19 protein-coding genes are annotated in these 18,325 nt (G+C 40.6%); 4 read left to right on the plus strand and 15 right to left on the minus strand.

Annotated features, from left to right (window positions below; genetic code table 11):
* Positions 1-26: 26 nt before the first annotated feature.
* The 4 genes from PGP85_RS06925 to PGP85_RS06940 all read right to left on the minus strand — a co-directional run bounded on the left by PGP85_RS06925 (position 27) and on the right by PGP85_RS06940 (position 5,119).
* Positions 27-530 (minus strand): cell wall elongation regulator TseB-like domain-containing protein, encoded by a 504-nt coding sequence (locus tag PGP85_RS06925; RefSeq protein ID WP_010740782.1) that lies wholly within the window; start codon positions 528-530, stop codon positions 27-29.
* Positions 531-584: 54 nt separating this feature from the next.
* Positions 585-3,338 (minus strand): helicase C-terminal domain-containing protein, encoded by a 2,754-nt coding sequence (locus tag PGP85_RS06930; RefSeq protein WP_270326743.1) that lies wholly within the window; start codon positions 3,336-3,338, stop codon positions 585-587.
* Between the two features lie 285 nt (positions 3,339-3,623).
* Complete coding sequence (locus tag PGP85_RS06935) at positions 3,624-3,824, minus strand: cold-shock protein (RefSeq protein WP_010740784.1); 201 nt, start codon at positions 3,822-3,824, stop codon at positions 3,624-3,626.
* 191 nt (positions 3,825-4,015) lie between these two features.
* A complete protein-coding gene (locus tag PGP85_RS06940) occupies positions 4,016-5,119 on the minus strand; it encodes a baeRF6 domain-containing protein (RefSeq protein WP_270326744.1) in 1,104 nt (367 codons plus the stop codon).
* A gap of 396 nt (positions 5,120-5,515) precedes the next feature.
* On the opposite strand from PGP85_RS06940, the gene PGP85_RS06945 reads away from it, so the two are divergent.
* Positions 5,516-6,055: a PH domain-containing protein gene (locus PGP85_RS06945; protein ID WP_270326746.1), complete on the plus strand. Its 540-nt coding sequence runs from the start codon at positions 5,516-5,518 to the stop codon at positions 6,053-6,055.
* A gap of 42 nt (positions 6,056-6,097) precedes the next feature.
* On the opposite strand, the gene PGP85_RS06950 is transcribed toward PGP85_RS06945, so the two are convergent.
* The 11 genes from PGP85_RS06950 to dnaX form a co-directional block, all read right to left on the minus strand.
* Positions 6,098-6,442: a P-II family nitrogen regulator gene (locus PGP85_RS06950; RefSeq protein ID WP_010740787.1), complete on the minus strand. Its 345-nt coding sequence runs from the start codon at positions 6,440-6,442 to the stop codon at positions 6,098-6,100.
* A gap of 24 nt (positions 6,443-6,466) precedes the next feature.
* Entirely contained in the window at positions 6,467-7,681 is a 1,215-nt protein-coding gene (locus PGP85_RS06955) for an ammonium transporter (protein ID WP_090403015.1), read from the minus strand.
* Between the two features lie 150 nt (positions 7,682-7,831).
* Positions 7,832-8,686, minus strand: a complete 855-nt coding sequence (gene rsmI / locus PGP85_RS06960) for a 16S rRNA (cytidine(1402)-2'-O)-methyltransferase (protein ID WP_270326749.1) — start codon at positions 8,684-8,686, stop codon at positions 7,832-7,834.
* A 201-nt stretch (positions 8,687-8,887) separates the two neighbouring features.
* Positions 8,888-9,235, minus strand: coding sequence for a DNA replication initiation control protein YabA (locus PGP85_RS06965; protein WP_034709502.1), 348 nt, complete (start codon positions 9,233-9,235; stop codon positions 8,888-8,890).
* Entirely contained in the window at positions 9,235-10,047 is an 813-nt protein-coding gene (locus tag PGP85_RS06970) for a PSP1 domain-containing protein (RefSeq protein WP_010740791.1), read from the minus strand. The genes PGP85_RS06965 and PGP85_RS06970 overlap by 1 nt, the downstream gene beginning before the upstream one ends.
* A 26-nt stretch (positions 10,048-10,073) precedes the next feature.
* The gene (gene holB, locus PGP85_RS06975) at positions 10,074-11,012 is read right to left on the minus strand and encodes a DNA polymerase III subunit delta' (protein ID WP_090403019.1); all 939 of its coding nucleotides are present in this window, start codon (positions 11,010-11,012) and stop codon (positions 10,074-10,076) included.
* A gap of 1 nt (position 11,013) precedes the next feature.
* Positions 11,014-11,343: a cyclic-di-AMP receptor gene (locus PGP85_RS06980; protein ID WP_010740793.1), complete on the minus strand. Its 330-nt coding sequence runs from the start codon at positions 11,341-11,343 to the stop codon at positions 11,014-11,016.
* Between the two features lie 12 nt (positions 11,344-11,355).
* Complete coding sequence (tmk, locus tag PGP85_RS06985; protein ID WP_251866785.1) at positions 11,356-12,000, minus strand: dTMP kinase; 645 nt, start codon at positions 11,998-12,000, stop codon at positions 11,356-11,358.
* A gap of 63 nt (positions 12,001-12,063) precedes the next feature.
* On the minus strand, positions 12,064-12,660 hold the full coding sequence (recR, locus tag PGP85_RS06990) for a recombination mediator RecR (RefSeq protein WP_010740795.1): 597 nt from the start codon (positions 12,658-12,660) through the stop codon (positions 12,064-12,066).
* A gap of 162 nt (positions 12,661-12,822) precedes the next feature.
* Positions 12,823-13,137, minus strand: a complete 315-nt coding sequence (locus PGP85_RS06995) for a YbaB/EbfC family nucleoid-associated protein (RefSeq protein ID WP_251866786.1) — start codon at positions 13,135-13,137, stop codon at positions 12,823-12,825.
* 16 nt (positions 13,138-13,153) lie between these two features.
* On the minus strand, positions 13,154-14,902 hold the full coding sequence (gene dnaX, locus PGP85_RS07000; protein WP_270326753.1) for a DNA polymerase III subunit gamma/tau: 1,749 nt from the start codon (positions 14,900-14,902) through the stop codon (positions 13,154-13,156).
* A gap of 182 nt (positions 14,903-15,084) precedes the next feature.
* Here dnaX and PGP85_RS07005 point away from each other — a divergent pair, with 182 nt between their 5' ends.
* The 3 genes from PGP85_RS07005 to PGP85_RS07015 are packed head-to-tail and all read left to right on the plus strand — an operon-like array spanning position 15,085 to position 18,206.
* Positions 15,085-16,320: an SPFH domain-containing protein gene (locus PGP85_RS07005; protein WP_270326754.1), complete on the plus strand. Its 1,236-nt coding sequence runs from the start codon at positions 15,085-15,087 to the stop codon at positions 16,318-16,320.
* Between the two features lie 27 nt (positions 16,321-16,347).
* Positions 16,348-17,418 (plus strand): hypothetical protein, encoded by a 1,071-nt coding sequence (locus PGP85_RS07010; RefSeq protein WP_010740799.1) that lies wholly within the window; start codon positions 16,348-16,350, stop codon positions 17,416-17,418.
* Positions 17,415-18,206, plus strand: a complete 792-nt coding sequence (locus PGP85_RS07015; RefSeq protein ID WP_270326757.1) for a TPM domain-containing protein — start codon at positions 17,415-17,417, stop codon at positions 18,204-18,206. Before PGP85_RS07010 ends, PGP85_RS07015 begins: the two co-directional genes overlap by 4 nt.
* Positions 18,207-18,325 lie beyond the last annotated feature (119 nt).

An 18,325-nucleotide genomic window follows, 5' to 3' on the forward strand; every position in this document is an offset into this window, starting at 1 on the left:
ACTGATAACTCCCCTACCAAGATTTTTTAGATTTTTTTGATGACCTTAATCGTCTTGCCGTCATTAAATGCCAGCAAGTAATAATAAATCGTCCCTTGATCGTCTTTTGCGGTAATCTCCCATGTTGTTTGATCACGGTAAATTCCTAAATTCGCTTTTTCAAAAATAAGATCTGGGTTGTCGCTTTCAAAACGTTTTTCTGCCTGCTGTTCAGTCAGACCATCTTTTTGGTTTAAAACACGGATTTTCTCTCCCGATTTTGGAACAATTACAATAATTTGTTCGCCAGTGTTATTTTCACCAGTGACGGTAAAGTAAGTCTTTTCACGATTGAACCAATAAAACTGATCCACCGTTTTTAAATCGGCATATTTCTCTGCCATTTGAACAGCTTCTCTTTTGGCTTGATGCATCGGACGATTCGAACGGATGAAAATCATGGTCGCTGCCACGATAATAATCAGTAGAAAAGCCACGATTCCTAATAGCCAACGATTGAGTTTCTGTTGTCTTGCACTATTCGTATCCAAAATCATACTCCTCTCAGACAAGCTACATTATACCAAAAGAAGGGACTTCCCTCATTAATTCTCTACACTTTTGTCAGAATTTAAAAATTGATCCGTCTCCGCTAAAATTTCTTCCAGCGGCAATTGTTTGATCGGCAATTCTTTTGGCAATGCCTTACGCAGCTTTTCACCATATTTAGCAGTGATAAAGCGTTGATCTAATAGGAGCATGACGCCCTTATCCTTTTCTGAACGAATCAAACGGCCCAACGCTTGGCGCAAACGCAGCGCGGCATGGGGAACAGCTTCTTGGAAAAAGGGATTAATCCCTTCAGATGCCAAAAAGTCATTCCGTGCTTTCACCTGCAGCCGTTGCGGATTTTCAAACGGAAGTCGAGTGACAATCAAAATCTGCAAGATCTCACCCGGCAAATCGATCCCTTCCCAAAAACTGTCAGCCCCAAATAAAAGTGCATCTTTGGATAATAAGAATCGTTTCAGCAATTTCTCACGACTGCCGCCGATTCCCTGTGCCAAGACTTCTCTTCCTTGATTTAACAAGGGGACACGTACCCGTTGGTAGACACGATTCAAAATATCATGGGACGTAAACAAGACTAAAATCGGTCGTTGCTGCTTCTCCGCCATTTTTTGAACAACGTTTGCAACATATTGCGCATAATGGTCCGGCGAAGTCGACTGAATGCTGATACTGTTCGTCGGCAAATACAAACGCGCTTGCTCCGCGTAATCATACGGACTGCTGATGATCTTCAAAGCCGTTTCCGGAATTCCCCAGCGTTTCGCAAAATAGTGTCGGTCGCTGCCGATCTTTAACGTTCCGCCTAAATAAAGAATCTGTTGATAGCGTTCGTACCACGTCGTTTCACGAATTAGCGAAGCCTCTAAATCCTGGACTTGGAATGTTTTACGTTTCGCATTGAACCAGTGAATATAACGCGCATCCCAACGCTCACTAAACAGTTCAAACGCGGTTTGCTGCTGAGCCAAATTATCTAATAATGCTTGCAGATTGCCCCATTCGGCTTGCTCCTTAATACCGAATGTTTCTTTATAAATCGTAAAGTACGTTTGCAGCTGTTCACCTAACGTCAAGGCATCTTGATACAATCGTCCGATCCGCTGTAAAACCTGTTCACCAGCTAATGACAATTGATCAATCATCTCTTTTGTAATCAAACGATCCTCTTCAGCAGGATATTCTTCCTTGAAAATTTGATAAAAATCAGTCAAATCTTCATCCAACTCTTGCAACACATCTTGTAAAATTTCAAGAACATGTACCGTCTGCTGGTCTTTTTGAACCAAAACCTGCCAATCTGCAAACTTTTGATTATCCTGCAGCTGATGAAAAGCTCGTTGAACTGCTAGAAGATTAAACTGTTGCGTACTGATTTTTTCTAATACTCGATTTAAGTGATGCGCCTCATCAATAATCAAGTAAGGACTTTTCGGCAATTGCGGAAATTTCCGTTGATCCTCTTGTGCCAAATAAGCATGATTCGTGACGATCAAATTACTCTGTGCCAATTTTTCTTGACGATGCCGAATAAAATCTACGCTAAAAAAGGGACTCTTAGGATTCAACGTATGCGTGCCTAAATGAGCCACTTCATGCCAAAAAGCATGCTTCAAGCTTGTCATATTCAACTCATCGAAGTCGCCGGTCTCGGTCTGAGTTAACCAAACAAGTACCGCCATCTGATAAAAAGTATATTGCTTTTGTTCAGACTGCTTTTCAAAACTTTGATAGAAACGCTCCAAATCAATATAATGCCGACTGCTTTTCATCACTACAGCTTGCAGCGGATGATCCAATAAACGATTGATTAACGGCAAATCGTGATTCAAAATCTGTTCTTGCAGCAGCAGTGAAACCGTACTGACCACCAACGGCTTTTCCGGTGTCGCCAGAAAACTCATTGGCAGCAAATACCCCAGCGTCTTGCCAATGCCTGTCGCAGCCTCTACCAAAACATTTTTGTCATCCTTCTTGTTGAAAAAATCATAGACTAGATTCATCAATCGAGCTTGCTCTTTACGAAAGTCTAATTCGTTATGGTAGACCTTTTCCTTTGCTTTGCGAGAACGCGGATAAGCCTTCGTCCCAAAATAATTCTCAGAAAAGAGCGGAACATTTTTTTTGCGCAAAGCCAAGCCATGTATAATAACTAGACCTTTTGATAATGGCTGGGGATCGGCTTGCATCTCTACCAAACAGTCTTGCAAATACTCTTTCGTTTGAAAAGCCATTTGATCAGCTACACCAATAATTTTTTTCAGTGTAATGATTGGCAACTCTTTTATCTTTGATTCTAAGTGCAATAGCAGCTGCGCCGTCACATCCGCATCACTATCAGCTTGATGCGGATTTTCATGTACCAAATTCAATTCCTCCGCCAAATCTCTCAAACGAAAACTCAAGGAGGTTGGCATGAACACTTGTGCCAGTTCTACTGTATCAATACCAGGAATAGTTAGCGGAGGCATGCCGCAACGCTCCAGCTCATTACTCAAAAAGGGATAGTCAAAGTGTATATTGTGGGCCACAAAGATCGTGTCTGCCAATAAATTAGAGATCGTCTGAGCCACATCTTCAAAATAAGGGGCCTTTCGAATTCGCTGATTGCTAATCCCAGTCAGCGTCTGAATCTGCGCCGGAATATTTTGATCGGGGTTGATATCTGTCGAAAAATGCGTCACAATTCTGCCTTCTTCGATCAGTACACAGCCAAATTGAATGATTCGATCCGTCTTCGGATCTGTACCAGTCGTTTCGATATCAACAACCGCATAATTTTTCTTCACATTCGCCCCTCCTTCCTCTAGTTTTGCAAAAAAATTTGCACCTAACTCATAGAGTACGGATTTCCTTTTCCACAAGTCGCGCCTTCATTTTCGAGAATACTATTTCAATCAAAATGTATACCTGACAAAGCGTGAGGAGAAATCAGAAAACTCGCATCCTTCCTCACGCATTATATCTGAATAATACCACTTTCTACAAGGAAGTTCTTAGTTTAAAACGTTTCCAATAAAACTTGAACAACAAAAAAGCCAGATGCTTTCGCACCTGGCTGAAAATTCGACTAATTAAGCTTTGTTAACGTTTGTAGCTTGAGGTCCACGTTGACCGTCTTCTACGTCGAAAGTCACTGCTTGACCTTCTTCTAAAGTTTTGAAGCCGTCGCCTTGGATTGCTGAGAAATGTACGAATACGTCGTTTCCGTTTTCAGCAGTGATAAATCCATAACCTTTTTCTGAGTTAAACCATTTTACTGTACCTTGTTCCATGTTAAACATCCTCCTAGGATAAAAATTAATTTGTAATTACTTGAATGGTGAAATAGGAAAGATGTTGTCTGAAACAAACTTGCCAATATTACCGTACAAAAACTACAATTAGAAGTATAACATAGATAAAGCGATAACACTAGGTTATCGCTCAAAAAGTTTTTTCTTAATATATTTGAAATATTTAGTCGCTAATACCGTAAAATAGCCAATAAGCTTTTCTCATCCGGCGCATCCTTTTGGTCTAGAACAAAGACTTGTCCGCCATTTTTGATAACATTGTCGGCAATTTCATTGAGTACCTGACGACGATCGTATTCAATATCCGGGTCTTCCCCATAACCGTCTACAAGGTTGGACGTTGCAATAAACAAATGAGAAATTTTTCCTTCCTTTGTAGCCGGTACGATATCGACTAATTGATCAACAAATTTTCTATCGATTAATTTTTTATACGTCTGAGTTTCGACCGCAGCAAGTTGATCAAAGATTTTTTGTGTCTCTTGTTTGATCTCATTTATCCCCGCTTGTGCCGGTGATCCGCTAATCGCCGCTTTATCCGAATAATAAGGATTTTTCGCGATCTTTTTAAATTGTGTTTGGTTTTCTGGCAATGCAAAAAGATACAAAGGCAAATGCTCTGGATTATCTAATTCTTTTAAGAAGTTATCAACGGCCTGATAATAATTTACCCAGTCAATCTCGACTTCTTCATCCTTCGTATTTACACCATGGAAACTGCCGACTTCGCCGCCGCGGGCTGAGACATTCAAGTTTCCACCAGTCAATTCATCACCAAGTGCCGTCACAATATCCTTTGGTGCACCTTCTGGAAGTTCGATCGCTTGGACTTCTTTATTACGGACAAGATAAAGTTTCATAGAATCTCTATTCAAAGCCATCAAATAATAAGGATAGTTGAATTGCATATTCTTGATGATCGCCAATAAGTAAGGCAAATCACTCACGTAGTATTGATCATCCACTGCAATGCTTAAGCGATGGATATGAGTTTCATTCGCGCTCAAAATTACCGCAACACTTTTTGTTCCGCTACGCCAAAAGTCTCCATCTGCTAATAAGTGATCGATTTTTTCTTGGAATGGTTCAAAGCTGTGATCAGTGTATTTCTTCTCAAAGCGTGTTTTCGCTTCTTTAGCAAAGTTTTTAAACATGATTTGATCTTTTTCAACATCTTGATGCGCATGGTGTGTGTTCAACATAAACGTGATAAACGGACCTGTTGCTTCTTCTGAAGTCAATTCAGTTAGTAACTTTTTACTGATATTTGCCATAAATGTACCCTCCTATTTAAATCTTCCAACCCAAGTGTAACATAGCTCTTAAATTCCTTAAAATGAAATGCAACCCTTACATTTTGAAATATGCTGTAAAATTTCACCGAAATTTGCATAAGTCTTTTCTAATTCATTTCTTATTGATTAACAAACAGCTATTCATGAATTCATTGACTGTTTGCTTTATCATGAAATCATACCAATTATCCCGAATTGGTTTTTCATACTTACTCCTACCAAGAGTAAATAACAACCTTCATTTCCACCATAGTGACGGCTATGGTGGTTTTTTGTGCCTTTACTCGCAAATGAGACACGAGCTCTGTTAGAAAACTATTTGTTTGCGTTTCCATGTTTTGCTAAACTAAGACTAACAAATAAAAGGAGCATACCATGAAGACTGCCGAAGAAATGTATCAATTTTGCCAAGACACCGGATTCTTTTCAGGTTCCGATCGCCAGTGGAGCGTAAAACTTTTTTCAGTATTAGAAAAGCATTTAGGGCCCGATGAAGAAATTTTAGTTTGCTTTATCGGGCTGCATAACCGAACATCTGCCACTAAAAATGATGGCTTTTATGCCTACGGTTTAACCAATCAGCGTTTTGTCATGGGGCAAAAGAAAATGATCGGCGATGATTTCAAAGTCATTCCTTTAGCAAATATGCAGGACCTGCGTTTAATAAAAGAAACAAGTTTAGATCTATTGGAAATAACCTCTCTACAAGGAACTACTAAGATCGTCTTAACCGAAGAGGAAGCGCCAAAAGTTCTGGCAAGATTAAAAGAAACTATTCAACTAGTTACAGAAGAGAGCAAGTCTGAAGAACCATTAAGCAAAGCAGAACAGCTCTTAAAGATGAAGGACCTATTAGATCAGGGTATCTTAAATGAGGAAGAATTCGCCAAAATAAAAGAAGATATTCTTAAATAGAAAAAAGATTCTGCCTAAGAAATAATCTTAGGCAGAATCTTTTTATTGGATTGCTGCTTTGCCTGTTTCCCGTGTACGAATACGAATCGCTTCTTCAATCGGATAAACAAATATTTTTCCTGTTCCACATTCTTCCGACTGACAAGTCTCCAAAATCAAATCAACCACCCGCTCGACATCCTCATCAGCTAAAATAAAGCTAACCGATACTTTGGGCAATAATGTGGTAATAATTTCCTGCCCTCGAACATGGGTTTTCTGACCTTTTTGTAATCCGCAACCTAATACTTGACTAACCGTCATACCATTGACTTCTATTTCTTGATCAATTGCTGCTTTGATCGCCTCTAATTTTTCTTGTCTAATAATCGCTTCAACTTTTTTCATTGCGTCCTCCTCTTGCTGTCGGTTTTAAGAATCCATTCCCATAAATGTCGGATAAGCACTTTCATCATGCTCAATCTGATCTAAACCTAATGCTTCTTCTTGCTGCGACACTCGAATTGGCATGAAGACTCTAATCAAGGAAATGATTAAGTAACTAGCTACCCCGGCAAATACCAGAGTAAATAGTACGCTTTCGATTTGAGCGATAAATAGATGCGTTTCACCATAAATCAAGCCCGTTCTTCCACCGACTGAAGGATCGGCAAAAATCCCCGTCACGATACCGCCAAAAATTCCGCCAACTCCATGACAGCCAAACGCATCTAACGCATCATCAAAACCGAGCTTCTGTTTGATTACTGAAATAAAGAAGTAACAAAACGGACTCACTAAAGCGCCGATCAGCAAACTCGACCAAATCGATACAAAGCCCGCCCCTGGTGTTATGGCAACTAGTCCTACAACTGCTCCTGTACAAGCACCAACAACAGTAGGTTTGCCATTTAGAACTTTCTCAATCAACATCCAAGACAGCATCGCACAAGCCGCTGCTGTATTTGTAGTAATCATCGCGTGAATTGCCAAGCCATCGGCCGCTAATGCTGATCCCCCATTAAAGCCAAACCAGCCAAACCATAAAAGCCCAGTTCCCAAAACTACAAAGGGAACATTATGTGGCCGATAGTCTCCAAGGTGATACTCGCGACGACGTCCTAATACGATTGCTAATACTAAACCAGAGATTCCTGAACTGATATGAACAACGTTTCCTCCAGCAAAATCAATCGAACCGATTTTATCCAGAAAACCGCCGCCCCAAACCATATGCGCCATAGGGAAGTAAACTACGACTAGCCATATTGCAATGAATAGAAAAATTGCTGAAAAACGCATTCTGCCAGCAACTGATCCCGTCAAAATTGCCGTCGTGATCAAGGCGAACATCATTTGAAAGAAAGCGAAGAGCCCCTCAGGAATCCCATCTCCTTTACTCATGGACACACCATTGAAAAAGAGCTTATCTAAGTTGCCAATAAAATCTCCGCCGCCGCTGAATGATAAAGAGTACCCAATCGCCACCCAGATAAAGGAAGCCAAACCCATTGTACAGATTACCATCATCATCGTGTTCAAAATATTTTTCCGTCGTTCCAGCCCGCCGTAGAAAAAAGCTAATGCGGGGGTCATAAGAAAAACCAATCCTGAACAAATCAAAATAAATGCAATATTTGCTGCCATCGAACCACTCCATTTCTCTTTATGTTAAGTATTCTAACATCAAATTCAAATAAAAAAAGAGTTTTTACTCATTTTTTTCATCTTTCTCTAATTTAGTAACTTTTTATGTAAGAAAACATCACGCAAAAAGAGCAGGAACAATTCCTGCTCTTATAACTCGTGGTATTCTTTATAAACATCTTGTTTCTTTAAATTATGTCGTTTAGCAACAGATTTAATCGCTTCTTTTGAGGTTTGTCCCTCTGATATCAATGCTTCGACCTGTTCCTTTAAAGTCCCTTCGAAAACTTCCTCTTCTGCTATCTCTGTTGCCCCCGAAACTAGCAAACAACATTCGCCTTTCAATGAATGCTCCGATAAGTATTCTATTAACTCTTCTGCAGTCCCTCGCAGATACTCTTCATAAAGTTTAGTCAGCTCACGACAAATTACCACTTCACGATTACCAAAGACTTCTGCAACGTTTTTCACTGTCTCCTTAACTCGATGAGGTGACTCATAAAAAATCAAAGTCGCCGTTTGATTTCTTAAATCTTCCAATTCTTTCTTTTGAGAACTTTTCTTCCGTTGCAAGAATCCATAAAAATAAAACGGCTGTGGAAGTAAACCAGAAGCAATCAGCGCTGTCATGCCAGCAGTGGCTCCCGGCAAAGCAACAACTGGGATATCCGCTGCAATGCAGGCTACAACCAACTCATGGCCAGGATCACTAATCGATGGCATTCCAGCATCGCTAACTTGAGCAATTGACTTTCCATCTCTTAGAAAATCAAGTAATTCCGGAATACGCTCATTATAATTATGTTCATGCAAACTTTTTTGCGGCACTTTCACTTCAAAATGGTTCAATAACTTTTGTGTATTTCTGGTATCCTCACTAGCGATCAAATCAACCGTTTGCAATGTCTTTACTGCACGAAACGTCATGTCTTCCAAGTTTCCGATCGGTGTAGGTACTAAATACAGTGTTCCAACTGATTGCGCGAAGCTTTTCTGAATTTTCACAGTTATTCTCCTAACTTAATTTTAGGCTATGTTTTTTCACTAAAAATACAACACATTCAAGGTATCTTTGGCAATATTCGCTGCATACTTTAACAAACTCCCAATGGAATTCACAAAAAAAGCGGGTGTGACCATAAGCAGCGTCATACCCACTAGTTCTGAATAATCAGTCTTACAAAAGCAGCGGCTTCTGGAGAGACTTTACTTTTGTTTGCTTTCTCGATAAATGACATCTAAGCAAAAAGCACAGGGCTCATCTTGTTCACGCCTTGATCCATAGAGCAGATTGCAGACATGGAACCCGTCTTCATAGATTTTTTCAAGATTTAAACGAGATTCTGACAGTTCTTGTCGTTCATCTAAAATTGGTGATTTTTTTTCATCAATTTCACGAATTCGTTCCCGTAAACGTTCATTCTCCATCTCTAATGTAGCATTTTTTTCAACGAGCTCTAACAGCGTCTCTTTCATCGAAACCAAGTCATCAAGATTTTTATGCATGTCTTGCTCCAATTGATTCAAGCCATCATATAAAGAACGCCGATCCATCATGATAAATCACCCGCTTCAACTAGTTCTTGATAATCAAAATCAATCGTTGCATCACGACCAAACAAGCGGACCTTCACTACCTTACTCAGCAGATTCAAGCCAATCACTTTACCGCGTCCTTCTGGCGTATTGATTTCTTTGCCATAATCCGGCATCTCTTTTTTGGCTGCTTCATATTCGCCATTTTCGTATTTCAGGCAGCACATCAAGCGACCGCAAAGTCCAGAGATTTTTGTTGGATTTAGTGACAGTCCTTGGTCTTTTGCCATCTTAATGGAGACAGGAATAAAATCACCTAAGAAAGTCGAACAGCATAATGGCCGTCCACATGGACCAATCCCGCCAAGAATCTTCGCTTCATCACGAACACCAATTTGACGCAATTCGATCCTTGTTCGAAAACAACCTGCAAGGTCTTTGACTAATTCTCGGAAATCAATTCGGCCATCCGCAGTGAAATAGAAAATCATTTTGCTGCGATCAAAGGTATATTCTACTTGGATTAATTTCATTTCCAACTCATGTGCGCGAATTTTTTCTTTTGCGGTCTTGAAGGCCGCTTCTGCATCCGCTTCATTTTGAGCCACTTTCTTCAGTTCTTTGTCTGATGCCTTATGTAAAATCACTTTTAAATCATCGGACAAATCTTTCTTTGCTATTTCAATTTTTGGAATTGCCACTGTCGCAATCTGGTGCGCCTGTTGTGACTCGACCAAGACTTTATCATTATAAAAATATTCGTTTTTACCTGGTGCATAATAATAAACATGCCCAGCGTCCCGAAAACGAACACCCACAACTTCAACCATGGTTTTCCCTACTCTCTTAAATAACGTTAAGCAAAAACGATATGTAACGTTATTTGTTCTGCGATATTTTGAAATGATACGTTCGCTTCTAGTTTCTGACTGGCTGATAAAACTTCTTCTAACAGGTAATTGTATTTTCCTAAACCCGTTTGATTTTGTTTCATCACTTGATCACGTTTTTCTTTAACAAAATACGCCAACATTTCAAAAGCAAATTGTTGTTGTGTTTTGTCCTTAAACGTCTTCACCAATTTTTTCTGAACATAGATAAACGCTTGTGAATCATTTTTTTCGAGATAATTAAACCATTGAATAACAACATCTCTAGCTTCATTAAACCATTCATCTTTTGAGATTTCAACAGCTTTTCCATAACTATTTGTTAAATTCGCTAAGAGTTTTGCAGTTTTTGTAGGGATTTGATCCGCTTCTAAACGGGACTGCAAGCGTCCTGTAGACAACGCTTGGAAGTGAATGATCTGACACCGAGAGCGAATTGTTGGCAAAATTTTTCCCAACGATTGGCTTTCTAAAATGATCATAAAGTTGGCTGGTGGTTCTTCCAAAAATTTCAATAAACTATTGGCCGAGTTCAAATTCATCTTTTCTGCTTGGTGAATAATCACGACTTTTTTCGCAGATTCAAAGCCGCTCTTCGTTAATTCACTTTGAAGCGCCCGAATTTGATCAACCTTGATGGATTGTCCATCTGGCTCGATTTCAACGACATCGGGATGATCTTTGCTGGTTATCCGCAGACAATTGTTGCACTTTTCGCAAGGCATCCCCTCTTGCAGATCTAAACAAAACAGATGCTTCACGAACCACAAAGCTAATTCGGCTTTTCCGGTCCCTTGATCTCCCTCAAAAAGATAAGCATGGGCCATTCGCCCATGCTCAAAACTGTTTTGTAATTGACGAAAAACAATAGGTTGAATTGTCTGAAGCTTTTTTGCCTCTTCCATCTTAATACTGGTGGAAGCCTTCGACTGGCAAGACAAAGACTGTCGCACCGCCGACTTCAACTTCAACTGGATAAGGGACTTGTCCATCTAATGAAATATCTAAGGTCACTGGTGTCGTGACATATTGCGTACGTGCTTGGCAGGTTTCCTTAATCAAAGCCAAAGCATCCTCCACGCGTTCGTCTTCGATCCCGATGATAAAGGTACTGTTCCCAGCCTTCAAAAAGCCCCCGGTAGAAGAAAGTTTCGTTGCTCGAATGTTCGCATCAATAAATTCATTGGCCAAACGATTAGAGTCTTTGTCTTGAACGATCGCTAAAATAAGTTTCATAGTTTACACCTCTCATGATTGGAAATAGTCTGGATAACGCGTCAACAACTCGTAAAAACAATCATTTACGACTTCATCTAAACGTTTCCGAGCATCAATTTTTATGATTCGATCTGGATTTGCATCCGCCAATTTTAGATAGGCGTGTCGAACCCTTTGATGAAATTGTAACCCTTCTGAGTCCAAACGGTCAATTTGATTGGTTCGGTTCTTCATGATTCGCTGCAGTCCAGTATCTGAATCTACGTCTAAATACAGCGTGACATCAGGCGTTGTGCCTTCAATCGCAAATTCATTGATCTTTGCAACTTCCTCCATGCCGATCCCTCTGCCAGCTCCTTGATAAGCCAATGAACTATCGACAAAACGATCGCACAGAACAATCTTATCTTCATCAAGCGCGGGCCATACTTTTTCAATCAAATGCTGACGACGCGCTGCCGCATATAGCAAAGCCTCTGTTCGATCATCCATTCGATCATTGCTAGGGTCGAGGATCACGTGACGAATTTTTTCAGCGATCGGAATGCCTCCAGGTTCTCTTGTCTTGACGATGGATCGTTTCGCCGTTAATTGTAATCTTGGATAAAGCTCATTTAGCACACTGGTTTTCCCAGCACCGTCTGGCCCTTCAATCGTAATAAATAATCCGTTCACGTTCTTGTCCCCCAAAATAATTTTGATCTTATGGATCTTTTTCAAAAAGACACCGCGAAATTCTTATAATTCACGGCGTCCTTCCACTGCTTTTAACAAAGTGATTTCATCGGCGTACTCGATGTCGCTGCCGACTGATAAGCCATGAGCTAATCGTGTAACTTTAATACCTGCTGGTTTTATTAACCGCGATAGATACATTGCGGTTGCTTCGCCTTCTGTCGTAGCGTTTGTCGCGATAATGACTTCTTTGATTTCATCATCATGCAGACGTTTAATCAATGGTGCGATATTGATATCTTCCGGCCCCGTACCTTCCATCGGTGATAACACACCGTGAAGCACATGATACAAGCCATGATATTCACGTACTTTTTCCATTGACATCACATCTTTTGGTTCTTCTACGACTAAGATTGTACTGCGATCTCTAGTTGCATCTGAACAGATCTCACAAGGGTCTTCTTCAGTGATATTTCCACAAATACTGCAAAAACGCAAATCACGTTTTACACTGATCAACGATCGTGCAAATTCATTAACCGACTCGTCTTTCATATCAATCGTAAAAAAGGCTAACCGAGTTGCAGTCTTTTGTCCAATTCCCGGCAACTTCATGTAACTCTCAATCAGCTTTGCAATTGGTTCTGGATATTGCATTCTGTCCTTCCTCTCTTCCAGAAAGGCTCACGGACTTGTTCAGCTTTTTAGCAATAGGCAAAAGCGCAAAAGCTAGTTCGTTAAGCCGAACATGGATAATACTATTAGCATAAACTTCATATTTGAAAAATTAGTTTCTATTCTTAATCAAGAAAAAATGACTTACATTCCAGGTAGTCCTTTAGTGTACTGACCCATTGTTTGATCTGTCTCTTTTGTGATCTTTGCAATCGCATCATTGACAGCTAAAACGATCATATCTTGCAGCATCTCTGGGTCTTCAGGATCAATCAAATCAGGATTGATAGCCATAGCTTTCATACTTTTATCGCCGGTAAATGTCACTGTCACTAAATCATTAGTTGAACGGCCAGTAAATTCCTTGGCATTCAATTCATCTTGAGCTTTTACCATTTCTTTTTGCATTTTTTGCATTTGTTTCATCATACCTTGCATGTTTCCCATTCCGCGCATCATTATACGTTTCGCTCCTTTAATCTTCCTTAATCGTTACAAGATCGCCAAACAGGCTTTTTGCTTGTTCAACGACTTCATTCGTTTCTTCTGGTGGTAATAGACTAATTTCATCTTCTGTATCGTTTGTTTCTACCGCTACAGGACGATCCTGATGTTGGCTAACAAAAGCTTGGCGCAAACGCGGCCAGCTTTCGCGAGTAATGAAGACAAAATCAGGTGAGTAATCTTTGATCATCATACTTAAACTATTCTGCATATTCAAGCGTAACTCATCACTGCTGTCTGCTCGTTGACAAACAATCTCATAATCAAACGCAATCAGCAATAAACCAGGTCCTGCGGCCATCGGTTCGCTGGCCTTCAACATCGCCCGCTGAGTTACTGATAGAGCCATCAATAGATCTTCCCAAACATTCTTCACATTAAGTAAATGGTCTTTGGTCGCCTCGCTCAATACTTGATAGACGCGCTCCGTTGGTACTCGATAACTGCTAGCTGTTTTCTTCGGCGCAATTTTGCGTTCTTCTTTTTCAGCCGTCGGGTTATTTTTTATTTGCTGCATCTCATTTTGCAACTGTTGCAGCTGCGTTTTTAGTGCCAATAACTCCGATTGTTCGGCAGGCTGTATTGCTGCTAGTGTCTCCGTATTACTCGACTGAACCACTGTTGCTGACTCAGTAGTAGTTTGCGGTGTCGCTAATTTCACCGTTGCGACTTCTAAGTAGATGTTAGCATGATTTGTAAAACGAATCTCATTTTGCGTTTCACTCAAAATCTTGATCATGCTATACAAACGTTCAGAAGCCGTTGTTTCGGCTAATTGTTTGAAGTTTTCCGTCAAATAAGCCGCTCGATTTTCTAAAAGTTTTGGTGCTTGCTGATAAATTAACAGGTCTCGACAATACAACAGTAAATCTTCAGTTAATCGACGAGCCTCTTTACCTTCCGCCAAAATATTTTCTAAAACTTCCAAAGCACCGCTGACATTTTGTTGGAGACATGCTCCTATAAAATTGTCCATCATTTCAGTAGTCAAACTACCGGTCACGGCTAAAGCATCTTCTAAAGTAATCTTTTCATTACTGAAGGAAATAGCTTGATCCAAAATACTTAAAGCATCCCGCATCCCGCCTTCTGCCGCTCTTGCTATAACAGACAATGCCTGCTCTTCATAAGGCTGGTTGCTTTGTTCAAGAATGTACGCCATTCGTCCGATGATCGCTTGCACATCAATTCGTTTAAAATCAAAACGTTGAGTCCGTGAAATGATTGTCGCCGGAATCTTATGCGGCTCGGTCGTCGCTAAGACGAAAATCACGTGCTCTTTGGGTTCTTCTAACGTTTTTAACAAAGCATTGAAGGCCCCAGTAGAAAGCATATGAACTTCATCGATAATATATACTTTATATTCAGCTGTAGTCGGTGCATAATTTGCACGATCGCGGATAAAGCGAATTTCTTCCACACCATTGTTACTTGCAGCATCAATTTCAATCACATCTTCTTGTCGCCCCTCGGTGATCGAACGGCACATTTCACACTCATTGCAAGGTTCCCCATCTACACTGTTGGGACAATTGATGGCTTTGGCAAAAATTTTCGCCGCACTGGTTTTCCCTGTTCCGCGGGGGCCGGTAAATAGATAGGCGTGGGAAGTTTTTTGTTGTTGGATCGCATTCTTCAACGTTTTCGTGATTGCTTCTTGCCCGACTAAGTCATCAAAACGTTGTGAACGCCAAACGCGGTAAAGTGCTTGATACGCCATAATTCTCCTCTTTTCTTTCAAAATCACTGCTTTTTATTATACGTGATTTCACGTAAAAAAACTATAGAAACCGATCATCCAGCGCAATTGTTTAGCACCTTTTAATTTGTTGGACTGCATCCTTTCTAATTCAAAAAAGGCCTGTGGTATAATGAGAAAAACGTTTTTATGGAGGGATATTCATGGGACTATTTAAAGCAGCAACTAGCAGCATCGGCGGCGGTCTAGCCGATCAATGGCTAGAGGTGATTGAACCTGCCGATATGGGACAGACAACAGTCATGTCAAAAGGAGTGGCTGTACGAAAAGATGATAAACGCGGAAGTAACAAAAAAGGAACCAGCGATGTGATAACGGATGGCTCCGTCATTCATGTCTATCCAAATATGATGATGCTCTTAGTGGATGGCGGAAAGATTATTGATTATACCGCTGAAGAAGGATATTACACGGTGGAGAATAACTCCGCACCGTCAATGTTCAATGGTTCATTAAAAGATGCCGTTGCTGAAACCTTTAGTCGTTTCAAATTTGGCGGTGCAACACCGCAGAAGCAACAAGTTTTTTATATCAATCTGCAAGAAATCAAAGGAATCAAATTTGGTACCAGCACTCCTTTGAATTATTTCGATAATTTTTATAATGCGGAATTATTTTTACGAGCACACGGATCCTACTCTATTAAGATAACTGATCCAATTTTATTTTTTGCCAATGCGATTCCAAGAAACATGGTTCAAGTTGATATCAGCGACATTAATGAGCAATACTTGCAAGAATTTCTGACTGGCTTACAAGCAGCGATTAATCAAATGTCTGCCGATGGGCAGCGTATCTCTTACGTGCCTTCAAAAAGTCTGGAACTAAGCAAGTATCTGTCTGATGCGCTAGATGATAGCTGGAAAGAGTTACGCGGCATGGAAATCGTTGCCGTTGCTGTTGCCAGTATCTCTTACACAGATGATTCCACAAAATTAATTAACATGCGGAACGAAGGCGCAATGTTAGGCGATCCAAATGTCCGTGAGGGCTATGTCCAAGGCTCTGTTGCCCGCGGCATGGAAGCTGCTGGTAAAAATGACGCTGGTGCTGCCACTGGTTTCTTCGGAATGGGTATGGGAATGAATGCCGGCGGAGACTTTCTCAATCAAGCATCGCAAAACAACAATCAGCAGATTCAACAAAATCAGCAAGCACAGCAGAAATCTGCTGGCGATCACTGGACTTGTCCAAAATGCGGAGAAGAGAACTCTGGTAAGTTCTGCAGCAACTGTGGCGAACCGAAACCCGCTCCAGCTACGGCGGCAAAAATTCAAATGAAGTGCAGCGAATGTGGTGAAGTTGTTGACTTAAGCAATGGTGTGCCAAAATTCTGTCCACATTGTGGCAAGCCCTTCAAAGGTGTTCCATTAGACTAAACTATTACGAATTAGGAGGAGCCTGCAATGGCAGATGTATTAACACATCATTGTCCCAACTGCGGCGGTCCTTTAACATTTAATCCAAGTGATCAAAAATTTCATTGTGATTATTGCTTGAGCATTTTTACTGTGGAAGATATCGAAAAATTTGAAGCCAAGAATGCAGATCCAACTGCGGATGCACAAACAGAAACTGTTAGTTCAGAAAAGACGGGCAGCGATGACGTTGACCTCTTTCTCTGTCCCAGTTGCGGCGCTCAAATTGTTACCGATCACACCACCGCCGCCACCTATTGTTACTTCTGTCATAACCCTGTCGTACTGTCAGGACGTTTGACTGGAGAGTTTTTACCTAACAAGGTCTTGCCTTTTAAGATTGATCGAAAAAAGGCTGTTGCTGATTTTTTAGCATGGACACAAAAGAAACGCTTCATCCCGAAAGATTTTTTTAACGAACAGCAAATTGAAAAAATGACAGGTGTTTATTTTCCCTATTGGGTAGTTGATGCTGAAACCGATGGTAACTTAACCGGCAAAGGGACTTCACTACGTGTCTGGATCGTGGGAGAAATTGAATATACTGAAACGAAAGTCTATCAAATTTTTCGCAAAGGTAAAGCCAAAATCCAACATCTGACCAAAAATGCGTTGAAAAAAAATCTACAGCAAAAAATGGTGGAAGGCGTACAGCCGTTCCCAATCGATCAGGCCGTGGATTTTCACACAGAATACTTGTCTGGGTTTCAAGCGGAAAAACGCGATATTGAAATCAAAGATCTCGCTGAACAAATTGATCATGAACTGACCGAATATACGGAAGATTTGTTACGCGATACAGTTTCTGGCTACACAACGTTTACGCCTAGCAGTCAATCAGTTGATGTTGAAAAGCAAGACAACCATTACATGCTGTTACCTGTTTGGCTGGTAACCTACCAAGATGCGTCAAACAAAACTTATTATTACGCGATGAATGGACAAACCGGCAAAGTCAGCGGGATACTCCCTATCAGCAATAAACGCTTAGGCTTATTCTCCGGTGGAATTTTCGCCGTAATTATGATAATAGCAATGATCGTGGGGTATTTTCTATGAAAAAAATCCTCTTACTTTTAGGCTTTTTAGCGCTCTTTAACCCGTTGAAAGTTTTGTCTGCTTCAGATACAGTAGACGACCAAGCAAATTTGTTATCGCCAGAAGAACGAACAGAACTCTCAAAACAGGCTGATGCGATCAATCAGAAAATTAAAGGCCATGTTTTTATCTTAACAACCAATACCAATACAGAGGAACCTCGAGAATTTGCGAATACTCAACTAAAGGCTCGTGTCGGAAAAGATAATAACGGAGCCCTGCTTTTATTAGATATGAACCAGCGGGAAATTTATCTATCCACATCCGGGAACATGATTGACTATGTGACTGATAAACGGCGGGATAGGCTATTAGACGATGTGGAAGCGGCTATGAAGGATGGCAACTATTATCAAGCCAGTGCAGATTACTTGTCTAACGCAAAAGATTTTGTTGATGACGGAGTCCCAAGCGGTTCGTATCGAATTGATGAAAAGACTGGTAAAGTTACTTATTACAAATCCATCACTCCGCTTGAATTTACGATTGGCTTAATCGTTGCAGCGGTGGCAGCAATCGGTTTCTTCATCTCTGTACGCTTGCGCTATCAATTAAAAACTGGCACTTATCGTTACCCCTACCGGCAAAATGCTCAATTAGACCTGACTGAACGTCAGGATCAATTGGTTAATTCTTTCGTCACAACTCGTCGTATCCCGAAACCTTCTAATAATGGCGGTGGTGGAGGCGGCAGCACTACAAACTCCAGTGGTGGCGGAACATTTGGCGGCGGCGGACGCAGTTTTTAAGTAAATAAAATAAAAAATGTTATCACTATGCACCAGAGTCTTTCAAAACTAATGAAAAACTCTGGTGTTTTCATGTATTTTCTTGAATTCACCCTATGATTTTGCTAAACTTTTGGGGT

This window comes from Enterococcus malodoratus (genome assembly GCF_027659535.1).
In the GTDB taxonomy this organism is placed as follows: domain Bacteria; phylum Bacillota; class Bacilli; order Lactobacillales; family Enterococcaceae; genus Enterococcus_A; species Enterococcus_A malodoratus.

Coding starts and splice junctions, on each gene's coding strand:
- PGP85_RS06970 (WP_010740791.1), bottom strand. CDS start 10,047: ATGGTTGAAGTTGTGGGTGTTCGTTTTCGGGACGCTGGGCATGTTTAT.
- PGP85_RS07005 (WP_270326754.1), top strand. CDS start 15,085: ATGGGACTATTTAAAGCAGCAACTAGCAGCATCGGCGGCGGTCTAGCC.
- PGP85_RS06995 (WP_251866786.1), bottom strand. CDS start 13,137: ATGATGCGCGGAATGGGAAACATGCAAGGTATGATGAAACAAATGCAA.
- PGP85_RS06935 (WP_010740784.1), bottom strand. CDS start 3,824: ATGGAACAAGGTACAGTAAAATGGTTTAACTCAGAAAAAGGTTATGGA.
- dnaX (WP_270326753.1), bottom strand. CDS start 14,902: ATGGCGTATCAAGCACTTTACCGCGTTTGGCGTTCACAACGTTTTGAT.
- PGP85_RS06945 (WP_270326746.1), top strand. CDS start 5,516: ATGAAGACTGCCGAAGAAATGTATCAATTTTGCCAAGACACCGGATTC.
- PGP85_RS06940 (WP_270326744.1), bottom strand. CDS start 5,119: ATGGCAAATATCAGTAAAAAGTTACTAACTGAATTGACTTCAGAAGAA.
- PGP85_RS06955 (WP_090403015.1), bottom strand. CDS start 7,681: ATGGCAGCAAATATTGCATTTATTTTGATTTGTTCAGGATTGGTTTTT.
- PGP85_RS06950 (WP_010740787.1), bottom strand. CDS start 6,442: ATGAAAAAAGTTGAAGCGATTATTAGACAAGAAAAATTAGAGGCGATC.
- holB (WP_090403019.1), bottom strand. CDS start 11,012: ATGGAAGAGGCAAAAAAGCTTCAGACAATTCAACCTATTGTTTTTCGT.
- PGP85_RS07010 (WP_010740799.1), top strand. CDS start 16,348: ATGGCAGATGTATTAACACATCATTGTCCCAACTGCGGCGGTCCTTTA.
- recR (WP_010740795.1), bottom strand. CDS start 12,660: ATGCAATATCCAGAACCAATTGCAAAGCTGATTGAGAGTTACATGAAG.
- PGP85_RS06980 (WP_010740793.1), bottom strand. CDS start 11,343: ATGAAACTTATTTTAGCGATCGTTCAAGACAAAGACTCTAATCGTTTG.
- PGP85_RS06965 (WP_034709502.1), bottom strand. CDS start 9,235: ATGGATCGGCGTTCTTTATATGATGGCTTGAATCAATTGGAGCAAGAC.
- PGP85_RS07015 (WP_270326757.1), top strand. CDS start 17,415: ATGAAAAAAATCCTCTTACTTTTAGGCTTTTTAGCGCTCTTTAACCCG.